19 protein-coding genes are annotated in these 19,301 nt (G+C 60.1%); 12 read left to right on the top strand and 7 right to left on the bottom strand.

From position 1 onward, the window contains the following. Nucleotides 1-8: 8 nt before the first annotated feature. Nucleotides 9-323: a hypothetical protein gene (locus IB245_RS17590; protein ID WP_008038170.1), complete on the top strand. Its 315-nt coding sequence runs from the start codon at nt 9-11 to the stop codon at nt 321-323. Nucleotides 324-382: 59 nt separating this feature from the next. On the opposite strand, the gene IB245_RS17585 is transcribed toward IB245_RS17590, so the two are convergent. Next, nucleotides 383-3,250, bottom strand: coding sequence for an EAL domain-containing protein (locus IB245_RS17585; RefSeq protein WP_008038172.1), 2,868 nt, complete (start codon nt 3,248-3,250; stop codon nt 383-385). A 258-nt stretch (nt 3,251-3,508) separates the two neighbouring features. On the opposite strand from IB245_RS17585, the gene uvrD reads away from it, so the two are divergent. The 4 genes from uvrD to IB245_RS17565 all read left to right on the top strand — a co-directional run bounded on the left by uvrD (nt 3,509) and on the right by IB245_RS17565 (nt 7,885). Continuing rightward, a complete protein-coding gene (uvrD, locus tag IB245_RS17580) occupies nt 3,509-5,692 on the top strand; it encodes a DNA helicase II (protein ID WP_192228171.1) in 2,184 nt (727 codons plus the stop codon). Nucleotides 5,693-5,848: 156 nt separating this feature from the next. Beyond that, nucleotides 5,849-6,289, top strand: coding sequence for an EamA family transporter (locus IB245_RS17575; RefSeq protein WP_007934436.1), 441 nt, complete (start codon nt 5,849-5,851; stop codon nt 6,287-6,289). A gap of 178 nt (nt 6,290-6,467) precedes the next feature. After that, entirely contained in the window at nt 6,468-7,340 is an 873-nt protein-coding gene (locus IB245_RS17570; protein ID WP_192228170.1) for a Tim44 domain-containing protein, read from the top strand. Nucleotides 7,341-7,477: 137 nt separating this feature from the next. Then, complete coding sequence (locus IB245_RS17565; RefSeq protein ID WP_003187120.1) at nt 7,478-7,885, top strand: SMI1/KNR4 family protein; 408 nt, start codon at nt 7,478-7,480, stop codon at nt 7,883-7,885. A gap of 21 nt (nt 7,886-7,906) precedes the next feature. Here the strand turns inward: IB245_RS17565 and IB245_RS17560 are convergent, their stop codons facing one another. Beyond that, nucleotides 7,907-9,670: a cation:proton antiporter gene (locus tag IB245_RS17560; RefSeq protein WP_008027455.1), complete on the bottom strand. Its 1,764-nt coding sequence runs from the start codon at nt 9,668-9,670 to the stop codon at nt 7,907-7,909. Between the two features lie 201 nt (nt 9,671-9,871). On the opposite strand from IB245_RS17560, the gene IB245_RS17555 reads away from it, so the two are divergent. Beyond that, entirely contained in the window at nt 9,872-10,354 is a 483-nt protein-coding gene (locus IB245_RS17555) for an acyl-CoA thioesterase (protein ID WP_008027457.1), read from the top strand. A gap of 92 nt (nt 10,355-10,446) precedes the next feature. Here the strand turns inward: IB245_RS17555 and pdxY are convergent, their stop codons facing one another. Then, on the bottom strand, nt 10,447-11,319 hold the full coding sequence (pdxY, locus tag IB245_RS17550) for a pyridoxal kinase PdxY (RefSeq protein WP_008027459.1): 873 nt from the start codon (nt 11,317-11,319) through the stop codon (nt 10,447-10,449). 120 nt (nt 11,320-11,439) lie between these two features. On the opposite strand from pdxY, the gene IB245_RS17545 reads away from it, so the two are divergent. Further along, on the top strand, nt 11,440-11,853 hold the full coding sequence (locus IB245_RS17545; protein WP_008027461.1) for a DUF3301 domain-containing protein: 414 nt from the start codon (nt 11,440-11,442) through the stop codon (nt 11,851-11,853). Here the strand turns inward: IB245_RS17545 and IB245_RS17540 are convergent. Continuing rightward, the gene (locus tag IB245_RS17540; protein ID WP_192228169.1) at nt 11,850-12,815 is read right to left on the bottom strand and encodes a CobW family GTP-binding protein; all 966 of its coding nucleotides are present in this window, start codon (nt 12,813-12,815) and stop codon (nt 11,850-11,852) included. The genes IB245_RS17545 and IB245_RS17540 overlap by 4 nt on opposite strands. A gap of 27 nt (nt 12,816-12,842) precedes the next feature. On the opposite strand from IB245_RS17540, the gene IB245_RS17535 reads away from it, so the two are divergent. Next, complete coding sequence (locus IB245_RS17535) at nt 12,843-13,199, top strand: NADH:ubiquinone oxidoreductase (protein ID WP_192228168.1); 357 nt, start codon at nt 12,843-12,845, stop codon at nt 13,197-13,199. A gap of 4 nt (nt 13,200-13,203) precedes the next feature. On the opposite strand, the gene IB245_RS17530 is transcribed toward IB245_RS17535, so the two are convergent. Together IB245_RS17530 and zigA are read right to left on the bottom strand one after the other, a co-directional pair. Then, a complete protein-coding gene (locus IB245_RS17530) occupies nt 13,204-13,854 on the bottom strand; it encodes a DUF1826 domain-containing protein (protein WP_192228167.1) in 651 nt (216 codons plus the stop codon). After that, nucleotides 13,854-15,062, bottom strand: a complete 1,209-nt coding sequence (gene zigA / locus IB245_RS17525) for a zinc metallochaperone GTPase ZigA (RefSeq protein ID WP_192228166.1) — start codon at nt 15,060-15,062, stop codon at nt 13,854-13,856. Before zigA ends, IB245_RS17530 begins: the two co-directional genes overlap by 1 nt. Nucleotides 15,063-15,206: 144 nt before the next feature. Between zigA and IB245_RS17520 the strand changes: the two genes are divergently transcribed. Continuing rightward, nucleotides 15,207-15,584, top strand: a complete 378-nt coding sequence (locus IB245_RS17520; RefSeq protein ID WP_192228165.1) for a glutamine synthetase — start codon at nt 15,207-15,209, stop codon at nt 15,582-15,584. Here the strand turns inward: IB245_RS17520 and IB245_RS17515 are convergent. After that, nucleotides 15,581-16,777: an N-acetylmuramoyl-L-alanine amidase gene (locus IB245_RS17515; protein WP_192228164.1), complete on the bottom strand. Its 1,197-nt coding sequence runs from the start codon at nt 16,775-16,777 to the stop codon at nt 15,581-15,583. The two genes, IB245_RS17520 and IB245_RS17515, sit on opposite strands and share 4 nt — an antisense overlap. Nucleotides 16,778-16,862: 85 nt before the next feature. Here IB245_RS17515 and folE2 point away from each other — a divergent pair, with 85 nt between their 5' ends. From folE2 to IB245_RS17500, 3 genes are read left to right on the top strand one after another with little or no spacing between them, the layout of a single operon-like run. Next, nucleotides 16,863-17,759, top strand: a complete 897-nt coding sequence (folE2, locus tag IB245_RS17510; protein WP_192228163.1) for a GTP cyclohydrolase FolE2 — start codon at nt 16,863-16,865, stop codon at nt 17,757-17,759. Further along, entirely contained in the window at nt 17,756-18,424 is a 669-nt protein-coding gene (locus tag IB245_RS17505) for a metal ABC transporter ATP-binding protein (RefSeq protein ID WP_192228162.1), read from the top strand. Before folE2 ends, IB245_RS17505 begins: the two co-directional genes overlap by 4 nt. Next, nucleotides 18,424-19,290 (top strand): metal ABC transporter permease, encoded by an 867-nt coding sequence (locus IB245_RS17500; RefSeq protein WP_008041350.1) that lies wholly within the window; start codon nt 18,424-18,426, stop codon nt 19,288-19,290. The genes IB245_RS17505 and IB245_RS17500 overlap by 1 nt, the downstream gene beginning before the upstream one ends. Nucleotides 19,291-19,301: the final 11 nt, after the last annotated feature.

The raw sequence follows: 19,301 nt of genomic DNA, 5'->3' as shown, positions 1-19,301 counted from the left end.
TACACACTATGAGCATTAAAACCAAAGACTGGACCGCACAAATTGACCGTATGCCTGGCGCAGCTTCTTTCCGCGCTTTCGGCACCGTAACCGTTGCACACACAGGCATTACCCCCAAGCTGGTAATGACCGATCTTCAGGATAAATCCTTTGATCTGCGACTGGAGTTGATTCTTGAAAACTCCAACGAAATTTCGCTGCAAGTTGAAACAGACAAAGTTGTCGAATATAAAGCACTGGGGGACTCTAATGTTTCCGGCGTGAGCATCTTTTATAAAGGTGAAAAAATTCACCACATCGATAAAGTTCTGATTACAAACTAAGCCTATAAACACCTTCCCGTCATTTTAGTGGCGGGAAGGTGTGATTGTGCGACACACCTTCAGTAGGCGGATTGCGCTCGCAGAAGGTCCGCCAACCCACCCGCTTCTATCGGGCGACTGATCAAATACCCCTGCACTTCATCGCAGCGCTCAGCCTGCAAAAACTCGAGCTGCTCCGACCGCTCCACGCCTTCAGCCACCACCTTCAACGACAACCCGTGGGCCATCGCAATGATCGCCCGGGTGATCGCCGCATCAACGCTCCCCTCCCCCAGGCCGCGAATGAATGCCTGATCAATCTTCACGTAATCCACCGGAATGCGCTTGAGGTAGCTCAGGGACGAATAGCCGGTGCCGAAATCGTCGATGGCCAGCTTCACCCCAAGATCACGCAGCTGCTGGAACGTCGCGATGATGTGCTCAACGCTGTCCAGCAACTGGCTTTCGGTAAGCTCCAGTTCGAGGTAGTGCGGCGCCAGCCCGGTTTCTTCCAATACCTGACGCACCAGACTGACCAGCTTGCCCTGGCGCAATTGATGCACCGACAAATTGACCGACACCCGGATCGGCTCCAGCCCCTGACGCTGCCATTCGCAGGCTTGCCAGCACGCCTGTCGCAACACGAACTCGCCGATCGGGCCGATCAGCCCGGTTTCTTCGGCCAGGCCGATGAAGTCCGACGGCGGCACGCGGCCCATGGTCGGGTGATCCCAGCGCACCAATGCCTCGGCGGCATTCAACCGGCCTGTGGCGAGGCAAAGCTTGGGTTGGTAAAACACTTTCAGTTGTTTTTCTTCGATGGCTTTACGCAGCTGGTTTTCCAGCTGCAAGCGCTCAAGTGTGCTGGCTTGCAGACTGTCGGTGTAGAACTGGAAATTGTTGCCGCCCAAGTGTTTGGCATGTTGCATGGCCATGTTCGACTGACTCACCAGCGCGGAGATTTCCCGTGCGTTGTCCGGCAGCATGCTGATGCCCATGGACGCGCTGACCACCAGCTCATGCCCCTCGACGGTCACCGGCAAACGCAGCTTGGCCGACAGGCGAGTCGCCACCCGCGCCAGGCTCGAAAGGTTGCCGTAAGCGTCGAACAGCACGGCGAACTCATCGCCGGACAATCGGGCGATGGTGTCTGCTTCCGGCAGTGCGTTGACCAGCCGCCGGGCCATTTTCTGCAACAGCTGATCGGCGATTTCATGGCCAAGGCTGTCGTTGAGCAACTTGAAGCGATCAAGATTGATGTGCAACAACGCCAGACTGCGCCCGCCCTGGCGCACGCGCTGATGGGCTTCACGCAACCTTTCGCGGAACAACGAACGGTTGGCCAGGCCAGTCAGTTCATCGTAGTGAGTCAGGTAGCGCATGCGCTCTTCGGATTCGCGCCGCGCCGAGAGATCGGCGAAGAAGCCGACGATATGGCTGACATTTCCCCGCGTATCGCGCACGGCGTTCAATTGCAGCCATTGCGGATACAACTCGCCGTTCTTGCGCGTTTCCACCAGCTCGCCCTGCCAACTGCCGTGTTGCTCCAGCGCCTGATGAATCGCCCCGTAGTGGCGACGGGCATCGCGACTACACGGCAGCTCCACGACGTTGCGCCCGAGCATGTCGTCGATGTCGTAGCCCGTTAAGCGGCTGAACGCCTGGTTTACCGCGATGAGTGCGTAATTCGGATCGAAAATCATGATGCCTTCGCTGGCGGCCTCGAACACCGTCGCCGCCAGTTGCTGCTGGGCTTCCAGCATCTTGCTGGCACTGATGTCGCGGCGGGTGCCGACCATGCGGATCACCCGACCGCCGTCACTGCGCTCCACCGCTCGACCGCGGTCCTCGATCCAGACCCAATGACCATCGCCATGGCGCACGCGGTATTCGATCTGATAGTCCTCGCTGCGGCCCTTCAGGTGCTCGACCAGTGCGCGCCTCAGCGACGGCAAGTCCTCGGGATGCAGGCGCGGCTTGAGGTGACGCAGCATGGCCGTCACGAATTCCGGCTCCAGGCCGAACAACTCTTGAATATGGGTGTGATGGACTTCGTCGGTTTGCAGGTTCCAGTCCCACAGCCCCAGTTCACTGGCCTTCAAGGCCAGCGCCAGGCGCGCCTCGCTTTTGCTCAGGGCCTGGTTGGCAGCATCCAGCTCCAGGCTGCGTTGGGCGACGCGGCTTTCCAGTCCAATCTGAATTTCTCGCAACTCGTCTTCGGCACGACGGCGCTGATCGATTTCTTTGGCAAGATCATGGTTCAACTGGTCGCTACGGCTCTGGGCCTGCTGCAAGTGCTCGATCAATGCCTGATTCTGGAAGCGGCGCAACAACCCGCGATCAATCAGCCGATTGACCTGCCAGGCGACCACGCTCAACGCCCCCAGCAAAATCAGGCCGAACCAGCCCCAGCCCTGCTCCTGCTCGTCACCGCCCCAGAACAGGTAGGCGATGGCCGGTAACAGGCACGGTAAGGTAAAGGACAGGAAGGCTGGCAGGCTGACGGCGTAAGCGACGCTGGCCGAGAGGGCTGCCGCGCCGATCAGGCCGAACACCCAGGCTTGCTGGATGAAATTGTCGGCGGGAACCAGGGCAATGCCGGCGCCGGCCAGGGTCAGGCCGGTCATGGCCGAGCCGAGCAAAAACATGCGACGCCAGACTGGATGGGCCTGGCGGTTGGGAATGGCCGAATCGAAAGCGGCGACCTGAATCACCCGCAGCGCCACCAGCGACAACAGCCACACCAGCCAGACGCTGACCAGGAAGTAGCGCTGCGGACTCCAGAGCAGTCCCGCACACACCAGGCCATTGATCAGCATGAACAGCGTCGGCAGCAGCGAGCCTTGATAAAGCAGGCGCGTGCGCTCGACCGCCATTTCCATGGCGTACTGTTTGCGGATAACCCGGGGCTCCACAGTGGGGCCCGACAGGTCGGAGCTGAGGGTCATAGGCAATGTTCTTGTTCTTATAATGGTGAGCATGAGCCCGAAACGTGGACGGAGCATACACAAGCCAATGCCCTTACCAAACTGCTCCAGATCATAATTTCTGCAAAAGTCCGGAGCCCTTTTACCCCCTGGAAACGCTGGAAGCGAGCCCCGCCAACGCCTGCAGCCAGTGACCGACCGGTCGTCCTCCGCGTATCTTTCATCGGCTAAAGCAAAGCGGGGTTTGCCCGGTGTGGCGCTGCCCCCTAGAATGCCCCGATGCGCGATGATCTCTCCCTTCTGCTGAACTCCCTCAACGATGCCCAACGCCAGGCCGTAGCTGCCTCCGTGGGTCGTCAGTTGGTCCTGGCCGGTGCTGGTTCCGGTAAAACCCGAGTGTTGGTGCACCGTATCGCCTGGTTGATCCAGGTCGAAAACGCCTCGCCCCACTCAATCCTGGCGGTGACCTTCACCAACAAGGCCGCTGCCGAGATGCGTCATCGCATCGAGCAGTTGATGGGTATTAACCCGGCCGGCATGTGGGTCGGCACTTTCCACGGCCTGGCGCACCGCTTGCTGCGGGCGCACTGGCAGGAAGCCGGCCTGAGCCAGACCTTCCAGATTCTCGACAGCGACGACCAGCAACGTCTGGTCAAACGCGTTATTCGCGAATTGGGTCTGGACGAGCAACGCTGGCCGGCCCGTCAGGCCCAGTGGTTCATCAACGGGCAGAAAGACGAAGGTCTGCGTCCGCAACACATTCAAGCCAGCGGCGACCTGTTCCTGGCGACCATGCGCAGCATTTATGAGGCCTACGAGGCCGCGTGCCTGCGCGCTGGCGTGATCGACTTCTCCGAATTGCTGCTGCGCGCCCTCGACCTGTGGCGCGATCACCCGGGTTTGCTGGCGCACTATCAGAAGCGCTTCCGGCACATTCTGGTGGACGAATTCCAGGACACCAACGCCGTGCAGTACGCCTGGCTGCGACTGTTGGCCAAGGGCGGCGACAGCCTGATGGTGGTGGGCGACGACGATCAGTCGATCTACGGCTGGCGCGGCGCGAAAATCGAGAACATCTATCAGTACTCCGACGATTTCCCGGACGCCGAGACCATTCGTCTGGAGCAGAACTACCGCTCCACCGCCGGCATCCTCAAGGCAGCCAACGCCCTGATCGCCAACAACACCGGGCGCATGGGCAAAGAGCTGTGGACCGACGGCGGCGAAGGCGAAGCGATCAATCTGTACGCAGCTTTCAACGAACACGATGAAGCACGCTACGTGGTGGAAACCATCGAAAGCGCGCTGAAAACCGGCTTGGCTCGCAGCGATATCGCGATTTTGTACCGCTCCAACGCCCAATCCCGCGTTTTGGAAGAAGCCTTGCTGCGCGAGCGCATCCCGTACCGCATCTATGGCGGTCAGCGCTTCTTCGAGCGGGCTGAAATCAAGAACGCCATGGCTTACCTGCGCTTGCTGGAAGGCCGGGGCAACGATGCGGCGCTGGAGCGGGTGATCAACGTTCCGGCACGCGGCATCGGCGAGAAAACCGTTGAAGCGATTCGCGACCATGCGCGCCACAGTGATGTGTCGATGTGGGAAGCCATGCGCCTGCTGGTTGCCAATAAAGGCCTGACCGGTCGCGCAGCGGGTGCGCTTGGCGCGTTTATCGAGCTGATCGAGAACCTCGCCGCCAAGTGCATGGAAATGCCGCTGCACCTGATGACCCAGACCGTCATCGAGCAGTCCGGTCTGATTGCCTATCACGAAGCGGAAAAAGGCGAAAAAGGCCAGGCCCGGGTAGAAAACCTTGAGGAACTGGTCAGCGCCGCACGCAACTTCGAAAACGCTGAAGAAGACGAAGACCTGACCCCACTGGCGGCGTTCCTCGGTCATGCGTCGCTGGAGGCGGGTGACACTCAGGCCGATGAGCACGAAGACAGCATTCAGCTGATGACTTTGCACAGCGCCAAAGGCCTGGAATTCCCTTACGTGTTCCTGGTGGGCATGGAAGAAGGCCTGTTCCCGCACAAGATGAGCCTGGAAGAGCCGGGTCGCCTTGAGGAAGAGCGCCGTTTGGCCTACGTCGGCATTACCCGTGCGATGCAGAACCTGGTGATGACCTATGCTGAAACCCGACGCCTGTATGGCAGCGAAACCTACAACAAGGTCTCGCGTTTCGTACGTGAAGTGCCGAAAGGCCTGATCCAGGAAGTGCGCCTGTCCAACAGTGTCAGCCGCCCGTTTGGCGGCGGTCAGCAGCAGAGTTCCAGCAGCCTGTTTGGCGGCAGCGAGATTCCCGACACCGGGTTCAGCCTCGGTCAGACCGTACGGCATTCGGTGTTTGGCGACGGCGTGATCCTGAACTTCGAAGGTGCCGGCGCGCAGGCCCGGGTGCAGGTGAACTTCAGCGAAGGCAGCAAGTGGCTGATGTTGGGTTACGCCAAACTGGAAGCGGTCTAAGGGCTATCGGCTTTTCTGTAGGAGCGAGCCTGCTCGCGAATGAGGGCGCCGCGGTTTATCCGGAAAACCGTGGTGCGGCTTTCGCGAGCAGGCTCGCTCCCACAGGGGTTTGTGGTTAATCCACCTCGGCAGGTTGATCTTATAAAGGCGCGAATCATGGGCTCAGGTTTCTTTTCTTCCTGGACATTCTGGGCCCTGATGTCGGCAGCTTTTGCCGCCATGACCGCGATCTTTGCCAAAATCGGCATCGAAAACGTCAACTCTGACTTCGCCACGTTGCTGCGCACCGTGGTGGTGTTGGTCAGCCTGGCCTTGATTTTGTACGCCACGGGCCAATATCAGTCATTAGGATCGATCTCGGCCAGGAGCTACCTGTTCCTGCTGCTGTCGGGACTGGCCACCGGCGCCTCGTGGATCTGCTACTTCCGCGCATTGAAACTGGGGCCGGCCTCGCTGGTCGCTCCGGTGGACAAACTCAGTGTGGTGCTGGTGGCGGTGCTCGGCGTGATCTTGCTGGGTGAAAAACTCGACCTGCGCCAATGGGGCGGAATCGGCCTGATCACGGCCGGTGTGGTCATGCTTGCGCTACGACGCTAGGCCCCTTCCTACAGAACCTATCCACTCGTCCTACGGACCGAAGTTAACAGGCCTTATTGCCCTGACTGAAGCTGAACACGACCTGTCAGGCAAAAGCCCGAAACACTCTGCCGCTAGCCAGTAACACTTCAGCTGTGCAACATGGCGCGCGTGCCATCCACAAATGGGAATTCCCTTTATGAAACGTTTTCTTAGCATCGCCATGGCGTTGTGCATCGGCCTGACGATGAGCCTCGACGCCAACGCCAAGCGCTTTGGTGGCGGCAAGAGCTCCGGCGCTGCGCCGACTCACCAGACCAGCCAAATGGCTCCTTCTTCTGCTGCAGGTGGCGCTGCTGCCACTGCAGGTGCGGCCGGTGCCGCTGGCGCTGCCACCAAGGCCGGCGGTGCTTCGCGCTGGCTCGGCCCTCTGGCCGGTATCGCGGCCGGTGGCCTGCTGGCTTCCATGTTCATGGGCGGCGGCTTCGAAGGCATGCAGATCTTCGACATCCTGATCATGGCCGTCATTGCCTTCCTGGTCTTCCGTTTCATCGCCGCTCGTCGTCGCAAGCAACAGGAGCACCTGGCTCCGGCTGGCGCCCCGATGCAGCGTGAAGTGTTCGAGCAGAAGCCAAGCGCCATGGGTTCGATCTTCGGTGGTTCGGCCGCTCCGGTTGCCGCCCGTCCGGTCATCAACGCGCCAGCCTGGTTCAATGAAAAGAACTTCATTGAAGCGGCCCGCAACCACTTCCAGTCCCTGCAGCAACACTGGGACGCCAACGAAATGGACAAGATCGCCGAGTTCGTGACCCCGCAGCTGCTTGAGTTCCTCAAGCGCGAACGTGCCGATCTGGGTGAGGGTTTCCAGTCCACCTACATTGATAACCTCAATGTTCAACTGGATGGCGTCGATGATCGCGCCGACAAGACCATCGCCACCCTGACCTTCAGCGGCGTGTCGAAAACCTCGCGTTTCGACCAGGGCGAAGTGTTCAGCGAAAGCTGGAACATGGAACGTCCACAGGGTGAAAACCAGCCTTGGCTGGTTGCCGGTATCCGCCAGAACGGCTGAACCGACCTGCGTTAAATGTGTCGCAACAAAAACCCCGGCCTCGGCCGGGGTTTTCTATTTCACGGTTGCATCTATAGCGAGCTACTGTATAAACCGCCCCAACTAAACCGCGCCATACAAGCAAGAGGATCCCGGACGTGGAAGAAATCATCGAACAACTGCGTGAAGCCAACGAACCGGTACCGGTCCCCTTGGAGCTGCCCGACGAAGATCTGCTGGTCGAAATCGAAGAACAACTGTTCATCGACATCCCATTTGTTTTCAGAGAATTTTTGCTGACCGTCAGCGACGTGGTCTACGGCAGCCTGGAGCCGGTGACCGTCACCGACCCGCAATCCCACACCTACCTGCCGGACGTTGCCGCCAACGCCTGGGACGCCGGTGTCGATCGCAGCCTGATCCCGATCTGCCAGGACGGTGACGACTACTACTGCGTCGAAGAAGACGGCACTGTAGTGCTGTGGCAAGCCGAAGAAGAGCTGATCGCCGAAGAAACCTGGGAATCGGTGTGGCACTGGGCACGAGACGTCTGGCTGGAAAGCTGAGCCGTCTGACGCGCCGCGTGGTCAATGCCCCGAAGATTCCTTGTGATTGTCCAGGGTTTCCAGCAAGGCCACCTGCATCCGCGTGTGCACGCGGATGAACCAGCGCCAGAGCAGCGCCGCCACGGCGGCCGCGACCACGACAATCAGCACCAGCAACTTGTTGGTCGGCAGAATACTGGCCGACAAGGCTGCCAACAGCAGGAAGATCACCAACAGCGAAAGGATCGGGATCACCTCGGCGATCACCCGACGCACTCGCTGCGTGTGACGGCCGGCCATCTCCGGTTTCACGCCCATCTCCGCCAACAACATCGACAGCGCCTTGAGCTTGCGATAGGCGGCGATGAGGAACGGCAGCGACAACAGCAATGCCCCGCCCCAGATCAACGCCTTCTGCCAGCTTGGGTCGCTGATCCAGTCCTGCAAATAGGGAGACATCCGCTCGGCAAAAAAAGCGCCCGAGAAGAAAATCGCAATCACCAGCGCCAGATTGACCCCCACCTGCAACAGAATCCTCCGGATCATCGACGCCAGTAGCGCGCCCTCGCCCTGAGGCTGGATGCTGCGCAGCCATTCGCCATACATCCCCAATACGCGGCCCAACCGCTGCGGCATCACGCCAGCCAGTTTGATCGACAGCGGATCAGCCGCGCGGATCAGATACGGCGTCAGCAGCGTAGTGATCACCGACACCGCCACGGCGACCGGGTAGAGGAAGTTGCTGGTGACCTGCAGGGTCATCCCCAGTGCCGCGATGATGAAAGAAAATTCGCCAATCTGCGAAAGCCCCATTCCCACGCGCAGTGAGGTGCGTCCGTCATTGCCGGCGATAAAGGCACCGAGGCCACAGGACAACATCTTGCCGAGTACCACAGCGACGGTAATGACTGCGATTGGCCAGGCGTATTGCAGCAGGATCATCGGGTCGAGCATCAGCCCGATGGCGACAAAAAAGATTGCACTGAACAGGTCGCGAACCGGCTCGATCAGTCGCTCGATCTTCAGCAATTGCCGCGACTCGGCCATGATCGCGCCAATAAGGAACGCGCCAAGCACCATGCTGTATTCCAGCTTGACCACCAACAGGCAGAAGCCGAAACACAGGCCCAGCACGGTGATCAGCAACATCTCGTTGCTTTCGAATTTGGCCACGTAGGCCAGCAGGCGCGGTACCAGCAGAATCCCGATCACCAGCGCGACGATCATGAACAGCGAGAGCTTGCCGACCGTGGAAAACACTTCGCCGGAACTGACCGTGCCACTGACCGCGATGCTCGACAGCAAGGCAATGATGCCGATGCCGAGGATGTCCTCGACGATCAATACGCCGAAAATCAGCTGCGCGAAACGCTCGTTTTTCATCTTCAGGTCATTGAGTGCCTTGACGATGATGGTGGTCGATGAGATGGCCAGGATCGCGCCGAGGAACAGCGAGTCCATGGTGTTCCAGTCGAACCAGCGGCCGATTTCGTAGCCGATCCAGATCATCAGCACGATTTCCAGGAACGCCGCGATAAACGCCGTGGCGCCGACCTTGAACAGTTTGCGCAGGCTGAACTCCAGGCCCAGGCAGAACATCAGGAAAATCACCCCGAGTTCGGCGAGGGTCTTGATGGTTTCCTCGTCGTGGATCAGGCCGAAGGGTGGCGTGTGCGGGCCGATGATGAACCCGGCGACGATGTAGCCGAGGACGACCGGTTGTTTGAGGCGGTGAAACAGTACGGTCACCACGCCTGCGACCAGCATGATCACTGCCAGATCCTGAATAAAACTGATGGCATGCATGGCGTGGGGCTCCTTAAGGTCGACTTTCGGAGGTTAACACCGCGACTTCCGTCAGAAAGGCGGTGCAATATATGGAAACAGATCGATCCGGCGTGACGGCGATCACCCGCCCGGCGTCCCGATAACTGTGGTTTGAAAAAACCGAACAGGCACCCGCAGAGGTGCACTCCTCCGAAACCTGCCTTGAACCGTGAGAACGTTATGGAACCCGGAAACGCCCAGCTGTCGATGACGGTACTGATGACTCCCGACATGGCCAACTTCTCTGGCAATGTCCACGGCGGCACCTTGCTCAAGTACCTGGACGAAGTGGCCTACGCCTGCGCCAGCCGCTATGCCGGCCGCTACGTGGTGACCCTGTCGGTGGATCAGGTGATTTTTCGCGAGCCGATCCATGTCGGCGAACTGGTGACCTTCCTGGCGTCGGTCAACTACACCGGCAACACCTCCATGGAGGTCGGCATCAAGGTGGTGACCGAAAACATCCGCGAGCGCTCGGTGCGCCACACCAACAGCTGCTTCTTCACCATGGTTGCGGTGGATGACGACCGTAAACCCGCCGCCGTGCCGCCGCTGCAACCACAGAACAGCGAAGACAAACGCCGCTACATGCAGGCCCAGCAGCGTCGGCAGATTCGTCAGGAGCTGGAAAAGCGGTATCAGGAGATCAAGGGCGACGCCTAATACGTTTGACCGTTAAATCGCATTCGCGGGCAAGCCTCGCTCCTACAGTTTGTATGCGATCCCTGTAGGAGCGAGGCTTGCCCGCGAAGCTTTTAAAGGCTGATCGCGGTGGCTTCAAACCGCACTCGCGGATGCGCAATCCGGTCCTGCGCCCGCACCAGCTCCAACTCGTAACTGGCGCACGCCTGGGTCTCCAGCAGCACTTCATGCACCGCCGACGCAGCAAATTCGAACGCCGCCACCAGGCTGTCGCCCAGCAGTACACGCGCCAGAAACAGGCCGGATGTCAGGTCGCCAACGCCCACCGGCTGACGCGGAAACGCCAGCATTGGACGTCGCAGGTGCCAGCTGCCTTCGCTCGTCACCAGCAACATTTCGAACACATCCTCCGGTTTGCCGGGATAGGCCAGATGCTTGACCAGCACCGCCTGCGGACCGCGTGCCAGCAACGCTTTCGCCATGGCCAGGCAATCGAACAGCGACTGCGGCTTGCGGCCCGAGAAGCTGTCCAGCTCCAGCTGGTTCGGGCACATGAAGTCCGCCATGGCTGCCGCTTCTTCCAGCAGAAAATCGCTGACTTCGGCCGGCACGCTGCACCCCTTCTCTGGATGGCCCATCACCGGGTCGCACAGATACAGTGCCTTGGGATTCATCGACTTGATCCGCGCCACGCCCGTCAGGATCGCCCGGCCCTGGGCTGCACTGCCGAGGTAACCGGACAACACCGCATCGCAATTGCCCAACTCGCCAATCGCTGCGATGCCTTCGACCAAATCGGGAATCTGCTGCGGTGCCAGCACGTCGCCCGCCCATTGCCCGTATTGGGTATGGTTGGAGAACTGCACAGTATTGAGCGGCCAGACATTCACCCCGACCCGCTGCATCGGGAAAACCGCGGCGCTGTTGCCAGCGTGGCCGAACACCACGTGGGACTGAATGGCGAGCAGATGGGGCGTACGTTTCATGCGGTGAGTTTTCCGTAAACCGATTGAAATTCAAGCCGCGCAGTATGCGACTAAACGCAGCCTGTACGACAGACCGGCGACGCAGTTAAGCTGACACTATCTAGTTGGAGCACCCTGTTGATGCTGACCCTCGGAAATATCTTCGTGTTGATGCTGCTCGCCACTGGCGGCGCGTGGCTGTGGCACAACCATGGCTTGCGCGAGCGTGCGCTGGAGCGGGTCAAGCTGCACTGCGTCAAGCTCGGCATCGAGTTGCTGGACGGCAACGTGGCGCTGAAAAAAATCGCCTTCATCAAGGATGCCAACGGGCGGCGACGCCTGGCCCGCGTGTATAACTTCGAATTCACGGTGACCGGTGAAACCCGCCACAACGGCACCATCACCCAGTTCGGCGCCCACAGCGCGCAGATCGAACTGGCGCCCTACCCGATGCCGTTCGACGACACGCCTCCGGTGGTCGACGTGGCGAAGCCTCGCGCTGAAGTGATTGAGCTTAGTCAGTGGCGGCAAGAACACACAAAATGGCGTCCTTAATTCAACCGACAGTCGGCCAGTGCGCTCTGCAATGAATCAATCTCCTGCGGCTCGCTGAAGATCAGCTCGATTCGCGAATCCCGGCGCCATTCACTGGGCTGCCACGCCAATGGCGAGTTATCCAGGGCATTCGCTGAAACCCAGCCGTCGCTGCTGTGGATAACCAGCTTCGCCCGCCGCCACGCAAGGCTTTCAAGCCATCGACCAACGCGCGCGGAATCGAATGTCTGGCTCGGATGCCAGCGCCAGCCAATGCTCCAGCCCCCCTCCTGCTCCTGACTCAAGCAAATCGGCACCTCGGGATCGGTCCAGACGGTCGGCATCTGCGCCATTCCTTTGGGTTGGATGAAGTTATCCACACCCGCCACAGCCTTCGCCTCCAGGCCGGGCAACTCGCTCAATGGCAACCGGGCCTGCTGTGTCCAGTACACGCGGCGCGCCGGCAACTGCGCAACGATTCGCTCACGATCACCTGTGTCGAGGTTTTCCGACTTGTTCAGCAGCAACAGCCCGGCGCTGCCCAACGCCTCCTGCTGCGTCACAGGCAGCGGTTTGCCGGCTGCCAGCGCTTGGGCATCCAGCACCAGCACGCTGGGCTGGACGGCCAGCACACCCAACCACGGCGCCTCTTGCAATTGCCTGAGCAATTGCGCCGGATGGCCCAGCCCGGACGGCTCGATAAACAACCGATCCGGCCGCGCCTTGCGCAGCAAGCGTCCGAGGCCAATCTGAAACGGCGCACCATTGACGCAACACAAACAGCCCCCGGCCACTTCGCCCAGTGCGATACCATCGGCGTCCCGGGTCAGCAACGCGGCGTCTAGGCCGATCTGGCCGAACTCGTTGATCAACACCGCCCAGCGCTCGTTCGCCGGCCGCTGCGCCAACAGATGCTTGATCAAACTGGTCTTGCCTGCACCCAATGGACCGGCAATGACGTGCGTGGGAATGTTCTGCAACATGGTCGGTGTTTTCTGAGGAGGTAAAGGATGCGGTTGATTGGCTGGACGTTGCTTCTGGCGCTGGTTTGCGGCGAGGCGCTGGCCCAGGCTTGCGTAGTACATAGCACGGCCGAGCGACTCGACGTGAAAGTCTGCCAGCAGAACCGCAACATCCCGGAAAAGCTCTTCGCCGACGGGTTCTGCCAGCCCAACCTTGCAGGCCAGAAAGTCGATGTGCAATACGTCGACCAATGCCCCAGCGGTGCATTCGGTGTGTGCAGCAATGCCCAAGTCGCCAATATGCCTTACCGGCAGGATATTCACTATTACGGCGTGGCCACCGACGCGGCGTATCTGAAACCGTTTTGCGAAGGCCAGAGCCAGGGCAACTGGCTCAAGCCTTGATCCGCTAACCCAACCAGTCGAGGGTCAGAATCAAACGGCGCTCGCCCGGCGCGGGTTGCGGCGAGCGGTGGATCAGGCCAAAGCCTTCGTTGCCGTGCCATTTCTCGCCCTTGAGTAAAGCCACGTAACCGCTGGCGATGTGCTGGATCAGCGAATCATCCGTGGGTTCGGCTTCGGGCTTGCTCAATTGGCGGCGATCCATTGCCCCTTCCTTCAGCCATTCGCTGCCGATTCCGGCGTACGTGGTGATCAAGCGCACGGGCACATGATCGACGTGAAAACGCGGGCACATTGCTTTGTCCAGAACCCGTAGACGCACGCCGATACGCTTGGCGCCCAACAGACAGGCGAATGCGCTGACCAACCAGGAAACGTCGGCGATAAAGCCCTCATAGCCCTCGAGATCGCTGAAGCCTGAGGCCAGTCCCTGCAGATTGGGCTCGGTGTCGTCACCGGGCATTTCCAAAACCAGCGACTCGGCCAATGGCTCGTTCAGGGACAGCAACAAACGGCCGAAATCGGCGATGTGCACCGGGAGTCGGCGCTGCCAAATGGCGAGGTTCACGCCGTCGTCCAGAATGCGCGCGAGGGCTTGCGGCGTCTCACCCTGAACCTGGCAAATGACCGGTCGTAACTTCAAGGTCGGCGCCAGCATCACGCGGCGTCCTCTTCATGCCAGGGGCCGAACGGATCGGGCAACAATCGCCAGCCCTCGACGCCGGACGCCATTTCTTCATCACTCAGCAGGCAGTCGTCGAGTTCCGCAGTGAGTAAGTTGAAGTCGATGTTCTGGCCAATGAACACCAGTTCCTGCCGGCAATCGCCAGTGGCGGCGGTCCAGTTTTCCATGATCCCGGCGGTGCTTTCTTCGTCCTGCGGCCACTGGGTTTTCGGCACGAAACGCCACCAGCGTCCGGCAAAACCATGGCGCATCAAACCGCCCGCCTGAGACCAACTGCCCGCGTCCATGGGTTTGCTCGCCAGCCAGAAAAAACCTTTCGAGCGCAGCAATTTGCCATTCACCCACGGACGGTCGATGAAGCTGAAAAAGCGCTGTGGATGAAAGGGCCTGCGTGCTCGATACGCCGTGGAAGCGATGCCGTATTCCTCGGTTTCCGGCACGTGCTCACCGCGAAGTTCCTGCAACCAGCCTGGCGCCTGCGCCGCTTTTTCAAAGTCGAAACGACCGGTGTTGAGGATCTTTTTCAGCGGGATTTCGCCCATGACCATCGGGATGATTTCGGCTTGCGAGTTCAATCGTTCGAGGATCGCGATCAGCTCCTGACGCTCGCGGCTGCTGATCAAATCGATCTTGCTGATCAGGATCACGTCGGCGAATTCGATCTGCTCGATCAATAGGTCGGTGATCGAGCGCTCGTCCACTTCGCCAAGGGTTTCGCCACGAGAGGCGAGGCTTTCGGCGGCCTGATAATCGAGCAAAAAGTTCATGCCATCGACCACAGTGACCATGGTGTCGAGACGTGCGATGTCGGCCAGGCTTTGCCCTTCTTCGTCGCGGAAAGTGAAGGTTTCCGCCACGGGAAGGGGTTCGGAAATGCCGGTGGATTCGATCAGCAAGTAATCGAAGCGGCCGTCCCTGGCGAGTTGGCTGACTTCTTCGAGCAGGTCTTCGCGCAAGGTGCAGCAGATGCAGCCGTTGCTCATTTCCACGAGTTTTTCTTCGGCGCGGTTCAGGGTGACATCACGCTGGACTTCGCTGCCATCGATGTTGATTTCGCTCATGTCGTTGACGATCACGGCGACTCGCAGGTTGTCGCGGTTACGCAGCACGTAGTTGAGCAGCGTGCTTTTGCCGGCGCCGAGAAAGCCCGACAAAACGGTCACGGGGAGACGATTGGGCATCAGGTAGTCCTCACAGGAGATGCCCGGTCGCAGTGTCGGGCTTAATTCAATGTTATAGTATAACAATGCAATTAAACTACTCCCCTCTTGCCGGCAGTGACAAAGGGCAGGATGCTGGAGCCCGTTCGCCCCGAGAGAAACCCCATGCGCACTGCCTTGAAATTAACGCTGATTAGCGTTTCGTTGCTGGTCGCCGTAGACGCTTGGGCGCAAATCCCGAGCCTGGCCAGCTGCACCCGCAGCGCCAACCTGCTGGCCTGCGTGGATGCCGACGGCAACGCTTACAGCGTCAACACCGCCGGCAGCACGATCTACTTGCGAGGCTTCGAACGGGCGGGCAAGCGCTATTGGGCGCAAACCAACAGTCGCTACGGGCAACTGACATTCTTCACAGGGATCGCTTCCGACGGCGAAGCCTGGGTGGGCTACAACCGTCGGGTTGGCTGGACCACCATCAACCGGTTTTCCAGCTCAGGTGGCAGCAGTGCCAGGTTCACTTGCAGCCGGATCACCGGTTGCTAGGCCTGCGCTTTTTGCTGTTCTTGTTGCCAGGCGATGTAACTGTTGACCGGCGGATTCTTCTGGAAGTAGCGCTGTAATCCTTCGAACAATCCGTCAGCCACGGCCTGCTGATGCCGCGCCGTGACCAGCCGCTGACTGTCGCGAGCGTTGGAAATGAAGCCGGTTTCCACCAGGATCGACGGCACATCCGGCGATTTCAGCACGGCAAATCCTGCCTGCTCCACGCGCTTCTGATGCAACGTGGTGATGCCCGCCAGACTGCCGAGCACGGTGCTGCCCAACTGCAAACTCGCGGCGAGGGTGGCGTTCATCGACATGTCGAGAATCACCCCGGCCAGCATCGGATCCTTGTCCTTGAGATTGAGCAGGCTTGTGGCGCCCAACAGGTCCGCGCCGTTCTCTCGCTGCGCCATGAAGCGCGCCGTGGCCGACGTCGCTCCGCCCTCAGACAAGCAATACACCGACGCGCCAGAAGCCGTGAGACGCGGCGCCGCATCGGCATGCACCGAGATGAACATATCGGCGTTGTGTTTGCGGGCGATCTCCACGCGCTTGCGCAGCGGGACGAAGAAGTCGTCGTTGCGCACCAGTTTCACGTCGAAGCCCTTCTCCCGTTTCAGCCGTTTGGCCAGCAGCTGAGCGATGGACAACACCACGTCTTTCTCACGCTCGCCTTTGGCGCCGACCGCACCCGGGTCTTTGCCGCCATGGCCGGGGTCGACCACCACGATGATGTCCCGTTTCGGGTGAGCCTTGTCGATGGCTGCAATGGGCGCTGCAGCGATTTGCAAGGGTGCCGCTGTCTTCAGGTCGAGCACCAGCCGATGACCCTGCCCGTCCTGTGGCGGTAGCAAAAAGCTGTTGAGCTGCACCGGGCCGCTGAGGTCGAGGACGATCCGCGTATCGCCCTGACCAAAGTGCCCGGAGCGGATCGAGCGAATCACCGTGTTGCCAAGCACCAGCTGACTGAAGTCGCCACTGAAGTTGGCGCCACTCAGGTCAATGATCAGCCGCTCAGGCGCGCTCAGTGAAAAAGTTTTGTACTGCACCGGCCCGCTCAGATCGAACACCAGGCGCAACTTGTCATCCGAGCGCCAGAGCCGCGCGTTGCGAATTTGCGTGGCGCCAACACCGAAGGGCAATGCGAAGGCCGCGCTGGCCAGGATCAAGTTGAGCAAGTGACGTCTGTGCATGGTGAAAGCCGCTCGTGAAAAAGGCGTAGTCGATTTTAATGTAATAACATAACATGTCTAACCGACTTCCACGATGGACCTGCTCATGAATGCGCTGACTCTGCCGGATATCGCCGCGCAGGCCTCACGCCAAGCCCTGCCACTTGAATGGGTGGGCATGTGCGGCATTGCTCTTCCAGTTTTGTTCGATGGCCAGCGATTGAGCGCGAAGGCCGATACGGGCGTGAGCCTCGATGATGGAGAAGCGCGCGGCATTCATATGTCGCGGCTGTACCTGGCGCTGGAAATGCTCGAACAGGAACGCCTGACACCCGCCCTGTTGCGGCGTGTCTTGCAGCGATTTCTTGATACCCATGAAGGTCTATCCCACAGCGCTTACCTGAACATTCACGCAGATCTACTGCTCAAACGGCCAGCGCTGATCAGTCCATTGTCCGGTTGGAAATCCTATCCAGTCAGCATCAATGCGCGTTTGAAAAACGCGATGTTCCACGTGGAACTAAACATCGACATCCCCTATTCCTCAACTTGCCCCTGTTCAGCTGCACTGGCGCGGCAGTTGATTCAGCAGCAATTCGTCGACGACTTTGCCAACCAGCCACTGCAACACGCCGATGTTTTGGCTTGGCTCGGTACCACAAAAGGCATCGTTGCCACGCCTCACAGCCAACGCAGCAATGCACAGCTGAGGCTGCGTCTCGATGATTATCTCGATGACCTGCCACTGATTGCGCTGATCAACGACGCCGAAGCCGCCCTCGGCACCGCCGTGCAAACCGCGGTAAAGCGTGCCGACGAACAAGCCTTCGCGCTGGCCAATGGTCAAAACCTGATGTTCTGCGAAGACGCCGCTCGCCGTTTGAATCTGGCGTTGAAGCGCTCCCCCGGTATCAATGCCTTCCACTTGAAAGTCGTCCACGCCGAGAGCCTGCATGCCCACGACGCCGTCGCCGAAAGCCGATGGAATTGGGAGGCCGCATGATTCGCTGCGAGGCATTGCGCTGGGGTGCGCCGGGTCAACCGCTCACGCCGCCGGTAGATTTCGAACTGAACCAAGGCAGCCTGACCGCCGTGATCGGCGCCAACGGCTCAGGCAAAAGCAGCCTGCTGAAAGTCATCGCCGGCCTGCAAAAACCACTGACCGGCAAAGTGATCCTGGATGTTCCACGCAAAGGCTCACTCTCGTTCCTTCCCCAGCAACAGCACCTCGACCGGCAATTCCCGATCAGTCTGCAAGAGTTGGTCGCCGCAGGTTTCTGGGGCAGCAAGCTTTCCCCCGAAGTCCGAAGCCAACGCCTTAAAGCCGTGCTGGAAAACTGGTGCCTGACCGGTCTGGAACAGCGCCCATTGATGGCCCTCTCCGGCGGCGAATTGCAGCGCGCCCTGCTCGCCCGATTGAGCCTCGCCGAAGCACCCTTGTTGTTGCTCGATGAACCTCATGCTGCCCTCGACGAACTCGGTCAATCACTGTTGTGGAGAAACATCCACGCCTGGCACGCCGAAGGCCGAACCCTGGTGGTCGTGTGTCATGACCTCGCTGCCGTGCGCCAACACATTCCTCAAACGCTGCTGATCAAAAGCAGCGGCTGCGTCCTCGGCTCAAGCACCGACCTTATCCGCCAACAACCACAGACGCAGGTGGCCTGATGCTCGCCGCTGCCCATCTTTGGCAACCGTTCCACGAGTTCGTGTTCATGCGCCGGGCACTGCTCGGTGGATTGGTGTTGGCCTGCAGCACGGCACCGCTCGGGGTGTTTCTGATCCTGCGACGCATGAGTCTGATCGGTGACGCAGTTGCTCATGGCATCCTGCCCGGCGCCGCGCTCGGCTTCTGGTTTGCTGGGCTGAGCTTGCCGGCATTGACCTTCGGCGGCCTCGGTGCGGGCTTGAGCATGGCCGGGCTCGCGGCATGGATCACTCGCCGAACAGGTCTGAGAGAAGACGCGAGCCTCGCCGCAATCTACCCAATCTCCCTCGCCAGCGGCGTGCTGATCCTCGGCATCGCCGGCAAACGCCTGGACCTGCTGCACCTGCTTTTTGGCTCGGCGTTGGCGGTCGACGGCCCGACGTTGACCGGCATGTTGTGGGTCTCAGGGCTCAGCCTTATCGCCATGGCGCTCATCTACAAACCGTTGTTGCTGGACACCCTCGACCCACTGTTTCTGCAAACCGTCAGCCGTCTGGGTCCGCTGGCACACGGCGTATTCCTGACATTGGTGGTGCTGAATCTGGTGATCGGATTTCAAGCCATTGGTGCGTTGATGGTCGTCGGTCTGATGATGTTGCCCGCCGCCGCGTCGCGTTTCTGGAGTCGACGCTTGCCCGTGTTGATGGCCATCGCCGGGCTGCTCGGCTGCCTCTCGGTGTGGCTCGGCTTGTTGCTGTCGTTCTACTACTCGCTGCCCAGCGGCCCGGCGATCGTGCTGGTGGCTGGCGGCGGGTACCTGCTGTCCGTGGTGTTCGGACCGGTGCACGGCTTGCTGCGCCGCCCGCCCTTGCTCACATCCCAATGAGGTGTTTCCCG

Source organism: Pseudomonas sp. PDM02, assembly GCF_014852285.1.
Lineage (GTDB): Bacteria > Pseudomonadota > Gammaproteobacteria > Pseudomonadales > Pseudomonadaceae > Aquipseudomonas > Aquipseudomonas migulae.
The sequence above is the reverse complement of the archived record's forward strand: the minus strand, read 5'-3'. Positions and strand labels throughout refer to the sequence as shown.

Bases quoted from the DNA above. Each gene is read 5' to 3' on its own strand.
- IB245_RS17590 (WP_008038170.1), top strand. From the start codon at position 9: ATGAGCATTAAAACCAAAGACTGGACCGCACAAATTGACCGTATGCCT.
- IB245_RS17585 (WP_008038172.1), bottom strand. From the start codon at position 3,250: ATGACCCTCAGCTCCGACCTGTCGGGCCCCACTGTGGAGCCCCGGGTT.
- uvrD (WP_192228171.1), top strand. From the start codon at position 3,509: ATGCGCGATGATCTCTCCCTTCTGCTGAACTCCCTCAACGATGCCCAA.
- IB245_RS17575 (WP_007934436.1), top strand. From the start codon at position 5,849: ATGGGCTCAGGTTTCTTTTCTTCCTGGACATTCTGGGCCCTGATGTCG.
- IB245_RS17570 (WP_192228170.1), top strand. From the start codon at position 6,468: ATGAAACGTTTTCTTAGCATCGCCATGGCGTTGTGCATCGGCCTGACG.
- IB245_RS17560 (WP_008027455.1), bottom strand. From the start codon at position 9,670: ATGCATGCCATCAGTTTTATTCAGGATCTGGCAGTGATCATGCTGGTC.
- IB245_RS17555 (WP_008027457.1), top strand. From the start codon at position 9,872: ATGGAACCCGGAAACGCCCAGCTGTCGATGACGGTACTGATGACTCCC.
- pdxY (WP_008027459.1), bottom strand. From the start codon at position 11,319: ATGAAACGTACGCCCCATCTGCTCGCCATTCAGTCCCACGTGGTGTTC.
- IB245_RS17545 (WP_008027461.1), top strand. From the start codon at position 11,440: ATGCTGACCCTCGGAAATATCTTCGTGTTGATGCTGCTCGCCACTGGC.
- IB245_RS17540 (WP_192228169.1), bottom strand. From the start codon at position 12,815: ATGTTGCAGAACATTCCCACGCACGTCATTGCCGGTCCATTGGGTGCA.
- IB245_RS17535 (WP_192228168.1), top strand. From the start codon at position 12,843: ATGCGGTTGATTGGCTGGACGTTGCTTCTGGCGCTGGTTTGCGGCGAG.
- IB245_RS17530 (WP_192228167.1), bottom strand. From the start codon at position 13,854: ATGCTGGCGCCGACCTTGAAGTTACGACCGGTCATTTGCCAGGTTCAG.
- zigA (WP_192228166.1), bottom strand. From the start codon at position 15,062: ATGCCCAATCGTCTCCCCGTGACCGTTTTGTCGGGCTTTCTCGGCGCC.
- IB245_RS17520 (WP_192228165.1), top strand. From the start codon at position 15,207: ATGCGCACTGCCTTGAAATTAACGCTGATTAGCGTTTCGTTGCTGGTC.
- IB245_RS17515 (WP_192228164.1), bottom strand. From the start codon at position 16,777: ATGCACAGACGTCACTTGCTCAACTTGATCCTGGCCAGCGCGGCCTTC.
- folE2 (WP_192228163.1), top strand. From the start codon at position 16,863: ATGAATGCGCTGACTCTGCCGGATATCGCCGCGCAGGCCTCACGCCAA.
- IB245_RS17505 (WP_192228162.1), top strand. From the start codon at position 17,756: ATGATTCGCTGCGAGGCATTGCGCTGGGGTGCGCCGGGTCAACCGCTC.
- IB245_RS17500 (WP_008041350.1), top strand. From the start codon at position 18,424: ATGCTCGCCGCTGCCCATCTTTGGCAACCGTTCCACGAGTTCGTGTTC.